Origin of the sequence: Neisseria canis (assembly GCF_900636765.1) — a bacterium.
GTDB lineage: Bacteria > Pseudomonadota > Gammaproteobacteria > Burkholderiales > Neisseriaceae > Neisseria > Neisseria canis.
In genome coordinates, this window is sequence record NZ_LR134313.1 from 1,289,806 (window position 1) to 1,303,068 (window position 13,263).

Below are 13,263 nucleotides of genomic sequence, written 5' to 3' on the forward strand. Positions count from 1 at the left end.
AGGCATTGTTATAGTCAAACCAATGATTAAGTTTTCGGGCTGCTTAAAATACATTCAGGTTTATACGGCAACCGGAGCCTTGATATGCGGATGCGGGTCATAGCCGCTCAATTCAAAATCTTCAAACTTAAATTCAAACAAATCTTTGACATTCGGGTTCAACATCATTTGAGGTAGGGAGCGGGGCTCTCGGCTTAATTGAAGTTCTGCCTGCTCGAAATGGTTGCTGTAAAGATGGGCATCGCCGAATGTATGGATAAATTCACCCGGTTGCAAACCGCAAACCTGCGCTACCATCATGGTCAACAAAGCATAGCTGGCAATGTTGAACGGCACACCCAAGAAAATATCGGCACTTCGTTGGTAAAGCTGACATGAAAGTTTGCCGTCGGCCACATAAAATTGAAACATGGTGTGGCAGGGCGGCAGAGCCATTTCATCCACCAGCGCGGGATTCCAAGCAGAAACAATCAGCCTGCGGCTGTCGGGATTGCTCTTGATTTGTTGGATCAGGTTGGAAATTTGATCGATATGTTTGCCGTTGGGCGCAGGCCAGCTTCGCCACTGGTAGCCGTAAACCGGTCCGAGGTCGCCGTTTTCATCCGCCCACTCATCCCAAATGGAAACATTATTGTCTTTCAGATATTTGATATTGGTATCGCCTTTTAAAAACCATAAAAGTTCGTGAATAATGGAGCGTAAGTGCAGCTTTTTGGTGGTCAACAGCGGAAAGCCTTCACTTAAATTAAAACGCATCTGATAGCCGAACACCGAGCGCGTGCCTGTGCCTGTGCGGTCGGCTTTGTCTGTGCCGTGGTCGAGTACATGGCGCATCAGATCTTGGTAGGCTTTCATAATATTCCTTTGGTGGTTTGAGGGAAGGGGTGGCAGATAAAGTGGTATTGTAACATTGCTATTAATTCGGTCAGTAAAATATAGATGTTTTATTACTTGGTTGGGGCCGGAGAAATTGTTTGATTGACCGGTTGCGTGGATTTTCCGAGTGCTTTTCTATGAGAATAATGGGCATTTAATTTATCTGTTTTAAGTCAAATTTATGTTGGTTTTTTTGAAAAAAAATTTCCGGATGTTTATTTGGATGAGTTTTTAAATTTAATTTTGAATAAATTTTAAAATAATCTATCAAATAGAAATTTTTTGGATTGTTAACTGCCAAAACCGGAAATGATGCAAATTTAAAATGTTGACAATTTTTCGTATTTTTTTCTTGGCAAAGCCATGTAACAGGTTTATATTTATAGGTACTGTAAATTTATTTCACAGCTTTGTTAACCTCTCTTTCATCTTAAGGAAAATACCATGTCGGTAAATCTAAATAATCTATTCGAACAAATCAAAAAACGCGACCCCAACCAATCTGTATTTCACCAAGCAGTTGAAGAAGTGTTTGGCAGTTTGGCTCCTTTCTTGGCGAAAAATCCTAAATATACCGCCCAGGGTTTATTGGAGCGTCTTGTAGAGCCTGAGCGGGTGATTATGTTCCGTGTTTCTTGGGTGGATGACCAAGGCAAAGTGCAGGTTAACCGCGGCTACCGCGTTCAAATGAACTCGGCTATCGGTCCTTATAAAGGCGGCTTGCGCTTCCACCCGACTGTAGACTTGGGTGTGTTGAAATTTTTGGCTTTCGAGCAAGTATTTAAAAATGCTTTGACCACTCTGCCTATGGGCGGCGGTAAAGGCGGCTCTGACTTTGACCCGAAAGGTAAGAGCGACGGAGAAGTGATGCGCTTCTGCCAAGCGTTTATGACTGAGCTTTACCGTCACGTCGGCGCCAATACTGATGTGCCTGCGGGCGATATCGGTGTAGGCGGGCGTGAAATCGGTTACTTATTCGGCCAATACAAGCGCATTGCCAACGAGTTCACTTCTGTGTTGACCGGTAAAGGCTTGGGCTACGGCGGCAGCTTGATCCGCCCTGAAGCAACAGGCTACGGCACGGTTTATTTTGCAGACAGCATGCTGAAAACCAAAGGCGACAGCATGGCCGGCAAGAAAGTGGTGGTTTCCGGTTCGGGTAATGTGGCGCAATATGCTGCCGAAAAAGCCATCCAATTGGGCGCAAAAGTGCTGACTGTTTCTGACTCCAACGGCTTTGTACTTTTTGGCGACCAGGGTATGACCGAAGCACAATTGGCCGCTTTGATCGAACTGAAAGAAGTCCGCCGCGAACGTTTGTCTGTTTATGCAAAAGAGCAAGGTTTGCAATATTTTGCCGACCAAAAACCGTGGGGAGTGGTGTGCGATGTTGCCCTGCCTTGCGCAACGCAAAACGAATTGGATGAAAGCAATGCTAAAACCTTGTTGTCTAACGGCTGCTTCTGCGTGGCGGAGGGTGCCAATATGCCTTCCACTTTAGGGGCGGTTGAAGCATTTGTGAATGCGAAAATCCTTTATGCGCCGGGTAAAGCCTCTAATGCAGGCGGTGTGGCCACTTCGGGTTTGGAGATGAGCCAAAACAATATCCGCTTGTCTTGGGAGCGAGGCAAAGTGGATCAACGCCTGTTCAACATTATGGAAAACATCCATGAAAATTGCCTGGCCAACGGCTCTGAAGGCGGCTATGTCAACTATGTGAATGGTGCGAACATCGCCGGCTTTAAGAAAGTAGCAGATGCTATGTTGGCACAAGGTATCGTGTAACAGCTAAACATCAATAGCGCCGGAAAGCGCGATTGCACTGTAAATGCCTGTCTGAATTGTTCAGACAGGCATTTTAAATTTACCTTTATATTGATCGGATTTATCACGTTAAAAATTTCTGAGTATCTTAAATTTCAGAAAAGTTTGGAGATATACGGGTCAAACATGAGCATGACGGGAAGGCGCCGGCTTTTTGATTTATGAGCATTGGTGCCGAATATCGAAATAATAGAAATGCCTGTCTGAAAATCGTTTTCAGACAGGCATCATGCTGCGTCGGTTGCGGGGCTGTGCCCTTTATACCACCGCTTCTTCTTTGGCCTTTTGAGGTTTTGCCAAGTTCTCACGGCTCAGGCCGAACATGATCAATAAGGGGCTGGCTACTAATACGGATGAGTAGATGCCGAATATGATGCCGATGGTCAGCGCCAAAGAAAAACCATGTAGCGCGCTGCCGCCAAAAATCAGCATGGCCAGCACCATGGCTTCGGTAGAGCCGTGTGTAATGGCCGTGCGGCCCATGGTGGCGGTGATGGCGTTGTCGATGATTTGGGGCACGCTTTTATTGCGCATACTGCCTTTTCGGAAGTTTTCACGGATGCGGTCGAATACCACAACCGATTCGTTAACCGAATAGCCTAAAACAGCGAGGATACCGGCCAATACGGTCAAAGAGAATTCCCATTGGAAGAATGCAAAAAAGCCTAAAATAATAATCACGTCGTGCATGTTGGCAATGATGGCAGATACGGCAAACCGCCATTCAAACCGTACCGAGAGGTACATGATGATGCCGATAATCACAATGGATAAGGCGATCAAACCGTTTTGTACCAATTCATCACCCACTTGCGGGCCGATAAATTCAACTTGGCGCAAGCTCACTTGAGGATCGTCTTTTTTCAGGATGTTCATTACCTGGTTGGAGAGGGTTGCGGAAGTTGCCCCTTCTTTATTCGGCAACCGTATCATCACATGGCGGTTGCTGCCCAAAGCTTGCACTTGCACTTCGCCAAGCTTGAGTACGTTTAAATCTTGCCGCACTTTGTTGATTTCCGCCGGCTTGCTGTACTGCACTTCCATTACCGTGCCGCCGGTAAATTCTACGGAAAAGTTCAGGCCTTTGGTAAACAGGAAAAAGACCGCAAGTACAAAGGTAAGCAAGGAAATAAATGTGGTGAGCTTACCGTATTTCATAAACGGAATGTCGCGTTTAAAGTGAAACAGTTCCATGAATTACTCCTTATTCTGTATCGGCAGCATCTACGTTTGCAGCTTTAACGGCAACCGGATTTTTAATACCGATAGCAATGGTCTTCAAGTTTCTGCGGTTTCCGTACCAAAGATTACACAGGGCGCGTGAAACCACTACCGAAGAATACATTGAGGTAAGAATACCGATACAGTGCACAACGGCAAAACCGCGAACCGGGCCCGAGCCGAAAATCAGTAAGGCGAGGCCGGCGATTAACGAGGTGATGTTTGAGTCGACAATGGTTGCCCAAGCGTGTTTGTAGCCTTCATTAATGGCAGTTTGCGCTTTTTTGCCTGCCCTTAATTCTTCGCGGATACGCTCGTTAATCAACACGTTAGAGTCGATGGCCATACCCAGCGTCAAGGCGATGGCCGCAATGCCGGGCAAGGTCAAAGTTGCTTGTAGGGCTGATAAAATAGCTATCAGAAACAATAGGTTTGCGCTGAGTGCAACCACTGAAAAAATACCGAATACGCGGTAATAAACCACCATAAACACGGCTACTACCAAAAAGCCCCATAAAGTTGAATTGAAGCCTTTTTCAATATTCTCTTTACCCATAGAAGGGCCGATGGTGCGTTCTTCCACGATTTCCATCGGAGCGGCCAGAGAGCCCGCGCGCAATAACAGAGAAATATCATGGGCTTCTGCGCTGGTCATGCTGCCGGAAATGATGGTGCGCCCACCGGTGATCGGTTCGTTAATGGTAGGCGCGGTAACCACTTCCGCTTTGCCCTGGTCAATCAATACCATGGCCATGCGTTTTTGCACATTTTGACGGGTCAGGTCTGCAAAAATCGCAGCGCCGGTGCTGTCGAAATTAATGCTCACGGCAGGTTGGTCGTTTTCATTGAAGCTGGGTTGGGCATCATTGATGTTGTCGCCGGTCAGCTCGACCTGGCGGTTGACCAATACGGGATGGGGTTGTTCGCCGCCGGTATACAGCAAATCATAACCGGCAGGCACATTGCCGGAAACCGCCTGCTGGAATAAAACAGGATCATCATTGACCATACGCACTTCCAGTGTGGCGGTGCGGCCGATAATGTCTTTGGCTTTCGCAGTATCTTGCACACCGGGCAGCTGCACCACAATACGGTCGGCACCTGCCTGCTGGATAACGGGTTCCGCCACGCCCAGCTCGTTGACGCGGTTGTGCAGGGTAGCAATGTTTTGTTTGACCGCATCGGAGCGGATTTGGTTAACCACTTCTTCAGACAGGGTGAGAATCAGCCGGTTGCCGTCGCTGGTCAGTGTGGTTTGGGGTAAGATTTTTTGCAGCTCTTTTTGAGCTTTGTTTAGATCGGCTTCGTTTTGGAAAGGAACGGCGATGTTGTTGTCGCTTTGAACGATATTGCCAGCACGGATTTTCTGACGGCGCAGTTCGCGTCGGATGTCGCCTGCGTAGCGTTCAAAGGTTTTCTGCATCGCGGCTTTCATATCCACTTGCATGGTGAAATGCACGCCGCCGCGCAAGTCCAAGCCCAAAAACATCGGATTGGCTTTGATTTTGGCCATCCAGTCGGGGCTGTTGGGAATCAGGTTTAGAGCTGTGATATAGCCGTCGCCCAATGTTTTTTCGATAACGTCGCGGGCCTTGATTTGCGTGTCGGTATCTTTAAACTTTACACGCAGCGAATTGTCTGCAATCAATATGCCGTCGGAAGGTATGTTGGCTTGTTGCAATGCCGCTTTGATGCGGTTTTCTGTTTGGCTGCTGATAACGATCGATTGCCGGTTGGTGGAAACTTGAACGGCCGGCGTTTCACCGAAAAAATTGGGTATAGTGTAGAGCAACCCCAAAATAATGGTGGTCAGAATCAGCAGGTATTTCCAAAGCGGATAACGGTTCATAAGTCAATCTTCATGGTTTATAAAGACAAACAGCCGCAAGGCCGGTATGCACCGGCTGCGGCCTGATAATAAAGATTAGGCTTCGAGCTTGCTGGCAACAGCGTTGCGCTCTACCTGAACCTCAACATTTCTGGCGATTTCAACGGTAAAAAATTTATCATCGGAGCGAACGATGCGGCCTACGAAACCGGAAGCCAACAATACGCGGTCGCCGCTTTTCAGTTCGGCCAACATGGCTTGATGGGCTTTAAATTTTTTCTGTTGGGGGCGCATAATCAGAAAATAGAAAACCACAAGAATCAGAATCAGCGGAGCAAACTGCATCAGCATGTTGGGTTGGGCGGCAGCATCTGCGGCGTAGGCAAATTCAATCATTTGTTATCCATATATTCAATTATCAATAAACAAGCTATCTATTGTCAGATAGCCGCACTTTGGTTCTTATTTTAAAGGGCAAGGCGCTTTTTTCCAAGAAATTTCCACATTTATTATCGTTCATTTACCAATGCCTGCCTGAAAAAGGCTTTCAGACAGGCATGATGCGGCGTGATAGAAAAAGCGCCTCTTGAAACCCGGGAAGGGAGCCTTATATAAGGTGCATCGTTTTATAGAGAACGCTATGAAATTTTCCTCTTTATTCCGTAAGGGACGAAACATGACAGAACAAACCCAATACCCAGAAGAAAATTCAGCCGAAAATGTGGAAAACGGCGTGGATAACGTTGAATCGGCAGAGCAGCAACCCGAACCGGCAGAAAACCAAGAACCGCCCACTTATGAAGAGCTGCAAGCCAAAGTAGCAGCGCTTGAAGAGCAGCTAAAAGAAGAGCAGCTGCGCGGCTTGGCAAGTGAGCAAAACCTGCGCCGCCGCCATCAAGAAGAAATTTTGGCTACCCATAAATTCGCAGGGCAAAAATTTGCGGCTGAAATGTTGCCGGTAAAAGATTATCTGGAAATGGCGCTGCTGGATCAGAGCGGCAACTTTGAAGCATTGAAAATGGGTGTGCAGATGACGCTAAATGAATTAAACAAAGCGTTTGATGCAACCCAAATTAAAGAAATCACCCCCCAACCGGGCGACAAGCTTGATCCGCACCACCACCAAGCCATGCAGATGGTAGAGAGCGATCAAGAGCCGAACACCGTCGTTAATGTTATGAAAAAAGGTTATACATTGGCCGACCGTGTATTGCGGCCTGCGATGGTAACCGTAGCCAAAGGTGGGGAAGCCTGATTAACTTCTGATTAAAGAGGTCATCAGGTAAAGCAGTAAATGTGTATAACTGCTTGGATTGATTAGTTATTAAATTTCATTAAAAAGTAGTTATCCACACTTGAAAAACAATCGGCAAGCCTTATTTAACACACCGAACAAGGCTGTAAGAGCCAAACAGTATTCTAAATTTTAAGGAGCTATAAATAATGGCAAAAGTAATCGGTATCGACTTAGGTACAACCAACTCATGTGTCGCTATCTCAGAAGGCGGCCAAACACGCGTAATTGAAAATGCCGAAGGTGCGCGTACCACACCTTCTGTTATTGCTTATTTAGACGGCAACGAAGTATTGGTGGGTGCGCCTGCCAAGCGCCAAGCCGTAACCAACCCGAAAAACACAATTTATGCCGCCAAACGCTTAATCGGCCATAAATTCGAAGACAAAGAAGTGCAAAAAGACATCGATTTGATGCCTTTCGAAATTATCAAAGCGCAAAACGGCGATGCTTGGGTGAAAGCGCAAGGCAAAGAATTGTCTCCGCCGCAGGTTTCTGCCGAAGTGTTGCGTAAAATGAAAGAGGCAGCCGAAGCTTATTTGGGCGAGAAAGTTACCGAAGCTGTGATTACCGTGCCTGCTTACTTTAACGACAGCCAGCGCCAAGCCACCAAAGATGCCGGCCGCATCGCAGGTTTGGACGTAAAACGCATCATCAACGAGCCGACCGCCGCCGCATTGGCTTTCGGTATGGACAAAGGCAATAAAGGCGACCGTAAAATTGCCGTTTACGACTTGGGCGGCGGCACATTCGATATTTCCATCATCGAAATCGCCGATGTGGACGGTGAAAAACAATTTGAAGTGCTGGCCACCAACGGCGACACCTTCTTGGGCGGTGAAGACTTCGACCAACGCTTGATCGACTACATCATTTCCGAATTCAAAAAAGAACAAGGCATTGATCTGAAACAAGACGTGATGGCACTGCAACGCCTGAAAGAAGCGGCCGAAAAAGCCAAAATCGAATTGTCCAGCGGCCAACAAACCGAAGTTAACCTGCCGTACATCACCATGGATGCCACCGGCCCGAAACACTTGGCAATGAAAATCACCCGCGCCAAATTCGAGAGCTTGGTTGAAGACCTGATCGAACGCTCTATCGAGCCTTGCCGCGTAGCCGTAAAAGATGCCGGCTTGAGCGTGGGCGACATTGATGACGTAATTCTGGTGGGCGGTCAAAGCCGTATGCCGAAAGTACAAGAAGCCGTTAAAGCTTTCTTCGGCAAAGAGCCACGCAAAGACGTGAACCCCGACGAAGCCGTGGCTTTGGGCGCAGCGATCCAAGGCGAAGTATTGGGCGGTGGCCGCAGCGACGTATTGCTGCTCGACGTAACCCCGCTGTCGCTCGGTATCGAAACCATGGGCGGTGTGATGACCAAACTCATCAACAAAAACACCACCATTCCGACCAAAGCGTCGCAAGTGTTCTCAACCGCCGAAGACAACCAAAGCGCGGTAACCATCCATGTGCTGCAAGGCGAACGCGAGCGCGCTTCTGCCAACAAATCGCTGGGTAACTTCAACTTGGGCGACATCGCACCTGCACCGCGCGGCATGCCGCAAATCGAAGTAACCTTCGATATTGATGCCAACGGTATTCTGCATGTGTCTGCCAAAGACAAAGGCACCGGCAAAGAAGCGAAAATTACCATCCAAGGTTCTTCAGGTTTGAGCGAGGAAGAAATCGAACGCATGGTAAAAGATGCCGAAGCCAATGCCGAAGAGGATAAAAAACTGACCGAACTCGTATCTTCACGCAACCAAGCCGAAGCTCTGATTCACTCAGTGAAAAAGTCATTGGACGAGCACGGCGATAAGTTGGACGCAGATGAAAAAGCCAAAATCGAAGATGCCGTGAAAGCCGCTGAAGAAGCAGTTAAAGGCGAAGACAAGGCTGAAATCGACGCTAAAGCTGAAGCTTTGGGTACTGCCAGTCAAAAACTGGGTGAGATTGTGTATGCTCAAGCGCAATCGGAAGCCCAAGGTGCTGCCGGTGCAGGTCAGGCGGATGACGCATCCGCTTCAGCTAAGAAAGCCGATGACGATGTGGTAGATGCCGACTTCACTGAAGTAAAAGACGACAAATAATTGTTGAATGCAAAAAGCGCTGCTTAAAAAGCAGCGCTTTTTTGTATCGGTTGATAGGGGTAGCCGGTTTTATCATGCCTGTCTGAAAAACTTTTTCAGACAGGCATGGATATTGTGCCGGTTCGTTTTCACTATAGTTAATCAACACATTTTTAATACAAGGCAGCAAGCCGCAGACAGTACAGTACGGCAAGGCGCGGCAACGGCGTAGCAAAAGTTAAGTTGATTCACTATAATCCTTAATCCTTTTTTATTTGCTGTTCGGTTATTATGACAACCACGGAAATCATCCATATTATCGGCACTGCTGCGTTTGCTTTATCCGGCTATCTGGTCGGCGTACGCAAACGTTTGGATATGCTGGGTGTGCTGATTCTTGCTTTGCTTACGGCGGTGGGCGGAGGGATTATGCGTGATGCCATTATCGGGCGCATTCCGCTGGTGTTTACCCAGAACACGGCATGGGTGGTTATCGGCATCACTTTGCTGCTGGCTTGGCTGTTTAAGTTGCAGAAAAGCAGGAAGCGGGAGCTGGCGGCCGTGTTTGTGTGGGCGGATTCTTTAGGCTTGGTGGCGTTTACGATTACCGGGGCGCAATTGGGTTTGTCGCTGGACTTGAATATTTTCGGCGTGGTAATGCTCGGATTTATCACGGCGGTGGGCGGCGGAATTGTACGCGATATGTTGGTGAACGATATTCCTATGATTTTGCGTAAGGATTTTTACGGTACGGTGGCGGTGATCATCAGCCTGGCAATGTATTTTCTGAATATGCTGGGCTGGATTAATCCGCTGGTGTTGAATGTGCTGCTGGTTGCCGGCTACGCTTTGCGTTTGTGGGCGCACAGGGTGGCTTGGACGCTGCCGCGTTTCTAAACAAACGGTTGCAACAACAATGCCTGTCTGAAAACAAGCAACGTAGGTTTTGCGCGGCGCAAGCTTTCAGACAGGCATTGTTTATGGATGCCTTATATCAGCACCACATCATATTGCTCTTGCGTGTAGCTGTTTTCCACCGCCAGCGAAATCGGTTTGCCGATAAAGTCGATCAGCAGCGCGAGCGATTGGGATTCTTCGTCTAAAAACAAATCAATCACTTCGGGCGAGGCGAGAATGCGGAACTGCTTCACATCGAAGCGGCGGCTTTCGCGCACGATTTCGCGCTGGATTTCGTAGCACACGGTTTGCGGCGTTTTCAGGCGGCCGCGCCCTTGGCAGGTGGGGCAGGGTTCGCACAGCACATGGTTCAGGCTTTCGCGCGTGCGTTTGCGGGTAAGCTCGACCAGGCCGAGGCTGGTGAAGCCGTTGAGCGTTACCCGTGTACGGTCAAAGCTCAAGGCTTTGGCCAACTCCTGTAACACGGCCTCGCGGTGGCTTTCCGACACCATATCGATAAAATCGATAATCACAATGCCGCCGATATTGCGCAAACGAAGCTCGCGTGCGATGGCATGGCAGGCTTCGAGGTTGGTTTTGAAAATGGTTTCGTCAAAATTACGCGCGCCGACAAAGCCGCCGGTGTTCACGTCGATGGTGGTCATCGCTTCGGTGGATTCGATAATCAGGTAGCTGCCGAAATTGAGCGAAACGCGCGGTTGCAGGGCGCGGTTGATTTCCTGCTCCACATTATGGGTTTCAAACAAAGGCCGTTCACCCGTGAACCATTCGATTTTCTCGGCCGCACCTTGCACATATTGGGCGGCGAATTCACACATTTTCTGGTGGTTTTCTTTGGAATCAACTAGGATTTTGACCGTATTGTCGCTGAACATGTCGCGCAACACGCGCAGCGACAAAGGCAGGTCTTGGTAAATCATCGTTTCCGCGGGCAGCGTTTTGGCTTGGTACTGGATATTCGCCCACACTTTGGTCAGATATTCGATATCGGCCTGCAGTTCGGCATCGGTGGCCGTTTCGGCGCTGGTACGGATGATGTAGCCGCCGTGGTTTTCTTTGGGCAGCAGGTTTTCCAAGCGCTGGCGGAGCTGGTTGCGCTCGTCTTCGTCTTCAATACGCTGGGAAATGCCGATGTGGTTGTCTTGCGGCAGATGCACGAGAAAACGGCCGGCCAGCGAAATTTGGGTGGAAAGCCGCGCGCCCTTGCTGTTGAGCGGGTCTTTAATTACTTGAACCAAAACGGTTTGCCCTTCAAACAGCATATGCTCGATGCGCTGGTCGGCATCCGGGTTCTGCCGCTGCTCCAATACATCGACAATATGCAGAAACGCAGCGCGCTCCAAACCAATGTCGATAAACGCGCTCTGCATGCCCGGTAATACGCGGCGCACAATGCCCAAATAAATATTGCCTACCAAGCTGTGGCCGCTGTTGCGCTCGATATGCAGCTCGCAAATATTGTTTTCCTCAACAATCGCCACACGGCTCTCTTGCGGGGTGATGTTGACCAAAATGGTTTCCGGAGGGCGCACAATATCCTTGTGCAAAGGGATGCTGGGTAACATAAATCACTTTCTGAATTCAAAAATTTTCTGCCGCAGATTCTTCGCACTAAAAAGCTGTGGCAGAACATTCTTGGTTTGGCGAAACGGCCACCCGTATTTTCAGACAGGCATGCCTATTATAAAAAAGAGCGGCGCGCTGGCAAAGCGGCATTTTTGTTTAATCTAAAGAGCATATGAAATTTGCTTTTACGCAACTGTTTTTACGGCGGCGCGGCAACCCAGCAGGCAAACTATTGCGAATAAGCAAAAAGCAGGCAGGCGCACGATGAAATGTTAAGTTTCGCCGCGCTACCGCTTTTCAGACAGGCATTCGGTATAATGCCTGTCTGAAAACCACACACATAAATTAAAAGGATATATTCATGGCAGCCCCACCCCAGGCCAAATACACAGAAGAAACCGTTCTGTCGGTTAAGCACCACACACCCAAGCTCATCACATTCGCCATCTCCCGCCCCGAAAGCTACCGCTTTTCCGCCGGCCAGTTTTCCCGCCTCGGATTCCGCGACGGCGAAGGCTTTATCTGGCGCGCCTACTCCGTTGTTTCCGCCGAATACGCCGACACACTCGAATATTTCGCCGTATTGATACAAGGCGGCCCCATGTCGGCCAAATTGGCGGGAATGAAAGAGGGCGACACCATTCTGCTCGACAAAAACGCCACAGGCTTCCTGCTGCCCGAACGTTTCCCCGACGGCAAAGACTTGGTGATGCTCTGCACTGGCTCGGGCATCGCACCGTTTTTATCCATTTTGGAGCAGCCCGAAATCTGGCAACGCTTCGACCGCCTGGCGCTTGCCCATTCGGTATCTTATGCCGATGAACTGATTTTCAACGACCGAATTGCCGCCCTTGCCGAGCATCCGCTGATTGAAGAACATTTCCACAAACTGCATTTCGTCCCCGTTGTTACCCGCGAAACCACCGAAGGCACACTCGGCAAACGCCTGCCCGAACTCTTGAAAAACGGCGAACTCGCCGCCGCATTCGGTATGCAGTTCACCCCTGCCGACACCCGTTTCATGATCTGCGGCAACCCCGCCATGGTGAAAGACACCTTCCAAGCCCTGCTCGACATGGGCTTCGCCATGCACCGCAACCGCGTGCCGGGGCAGATAATGATGGAAAACGGGTTTTAAACGCAAGGCTGCAAATATGGTTTTGTTTTTGGATTTTGATGGGGTGCTGCATCCGTGGCCGTTTAAGAAGAAGGCGGATTGTTTCAGCCAAGTGCCTGTGTTGGAAGCATTTTTGAGCAGGCCGGAGTATGCGGATATTGATGTTGTGGTGTCTTCGTCTTGGCGGGAAGGGCGCGGGTTGGCGGAATTGCAGGTGCTGTTTTCGCCCGGGTTCGGGCGGCGGATTGTCGGGGCGACGCCGGTGTTCCGTAAGCCGGTGTTCCGCAAAAAGACGGAAAAGGGTGTGCGGGAGCGTGAGATTCTGGCTTGGTTGGAACAGAACGGCAGGGAAGGGGAAAGCTGGCTGGCTTTGGATGATTTGGAAGGTTTTTTTGATCAGCATAAAGACAGGGTTTTTTTCTGCGACAACAGCACGGGGCTGACGGAAGATGATTTGCCTGCTTTGGCGTTGATGTTGAAGCGTGTTTGGGAATGCTGATGTTTCAGACAGGCATCGGGAATGCCTGTCTGAAAGCATGGATGGATTTGA

11 protein-coding genes are annotated in these 13,263 nt (G+C 49.1%); 6 read left to right on the top strand and 5 right to left on the bottom strand.

Annotated features, from left to right (window positions below):
- Positions 1-60: 60 nt before the first annotated feature.
- Entirely contained in the window at positions 61-855 is a 795-nt protein-coding gene (locus EL143_RS06055) for a thymidylate synthase (protein ID WP_085416598.1), read from the bottom strand.
- 465 nt (positions 856-1,320) lie between these two features.
- Here EL143_RS06055 and gdhA point away from each other — a divergent pair, with 465 nt between their 5' ends.
- Positions 1,321-2,661, top strand: coding sequence for an NADP-specific glutamate dehydrogenase (gdhA, locus tag EL143_RS06060; protein ID WP_085416599.1), 1,341 nt, complete (start codon positions 1,321-1,323; stop codon positions 2,659-2,661).
- 297 nt (positions 2,662-2,958) lie between these two features.
- Here gdhA and secF read toward each other — a convergent pair whose 3' ends face one another.
- The 3 genes from secF to yajC all read right to left on the bottom strand — a co-directional run bounded on the left by secF (position 2,959) and on the right by yajC (position 6,145).
- Positions 2,959-3,894: a protein translocase subunit SecF gene (secF, locus tag EL143_RS06065; RefSeq protein WP_085416600.1), complete on the bottom strand. Its 936-nt coding sequence runs from the start codon at positions 3,892-3,894 to the stop codon at positions 2,959-2,961.
- Between the two features lie 10 nt (positions 3,895-3,904).
- Positions 3,905-5,770: a protein translocase subunit SecD gene (secD, locus tag EL143_RS06070; protein WP_085416601.1), complete on the bottom strand. Its 1,866-nt coding sequence runs from the start codon at positions 5,768-5,770 to the stop codon at positions 3,905-3,907.
- Positions 5,771-5,845: 75 nt separating this feature from the next.
- Positions 5,846-6,145, bottom strand: coding sequence for a preprotein translocase subunit YajC (gene yajC, locus EL143_RS06075; protein ID WP_009116025.1), 300 nt, complete (start codon positions 6,143-6,145; stop codon positions 5,846-5,848).
- Positions 6,146-6,425: 280 nt separating this feature from the next.
- On the opposite strand from yajC, the gene grpE reads away from it, so the two are divergent.
- The 3 genes from grpE to EL143_RS06090 all read left to right on the top strand — a co-directional run bounded on the left by grpE (position 6,426) and on the right by EL143_RS06090 (position 10,009).
- Entirely contained in the window at positions 6,426-7,004 is a 579-nt protein-coding gene (gene grpE / locus EL143_RS06080; RefSeq protein WP_085416602.1) for a nucleotide exchange factor GrpE, read from the top strand.
- A gap of 188 nt (positions 7,005-7,192) precedes the next feature.
- Positions 7,193-9,133 carry a molecular chaperone DnaK gene (gene dnaK, locus EL143_RS06085; protein ID WP_085416603.1) on the top strand — a complete coding sequence of 647 codons (1,941 nt, stop codon included), beginning with the start codon at positions 7,193-7,195 and terminating at the stop codon, positions 9,131-9,133.
- 270 nt (positions 9,134-9,403) lie between these two features.
- Positions 9,404-10,009, top strand: coding sequence for a trimeric intracellular cation channel family protein (locus EL143_RS06090; protein WP_009116029.1), 606 nt, complete (start codon positions 9,404-9,406; stop codon positions 10,007-10,009).
- A 92-nt stretch (positions 10,010-10,101) separates the two neighbouring features.
- On the opposite strand, the gene rng is transcribed toward EL143_RS06090, so the two are convergent.
- Positions 10,102-11,595, bottom strand: a complete 1,494-nt coding sequence (rng, locus tag EL143_RS06095; RefSeq protein ID WP_085416604.1) for a ribonuclease G — start codon at positions 11,593-11,595, stop codon at positions 10,102-10,104.
- A gap of 362 nt (positions 11,596-11,957) precedes the next feature.
- On the opposite strand from rng, the gene EL143_RS06100 reads away from it, so the two are divergent.
- Together EL143_RS06100 and EL143_RS06105 are read left to right on the top strand one after the other, a co-directional pair.
- Positions 11,958-12,734 carry a ferredoxin--NADP reductase gene (locus EL143_RS06100; protein ID WP_085416605.1) on the top strand — a complete coding sequence of 259 codons (777 nt, stop codon included), beginning with the start codon at positions 11,958-11,960 and terminating at the stop codon, positions 12,732-12,734.
- A 16-nt stretch (positions 12,735-12,750) separates the two neighbouring features.
- Positions 12,751-13,212 (top strand): HAD domain-containing protein, encoded by a 462-nt coding sequence (locus EL143_RS06105; RefSeq protein ID WP_085416606.1) that lies wholly within the window; start codon positions 12,751-12,753, stop codon positions 13,210-13,212.
- Positions 13,213-13,263: the final 51 nt, after the last annotated feature.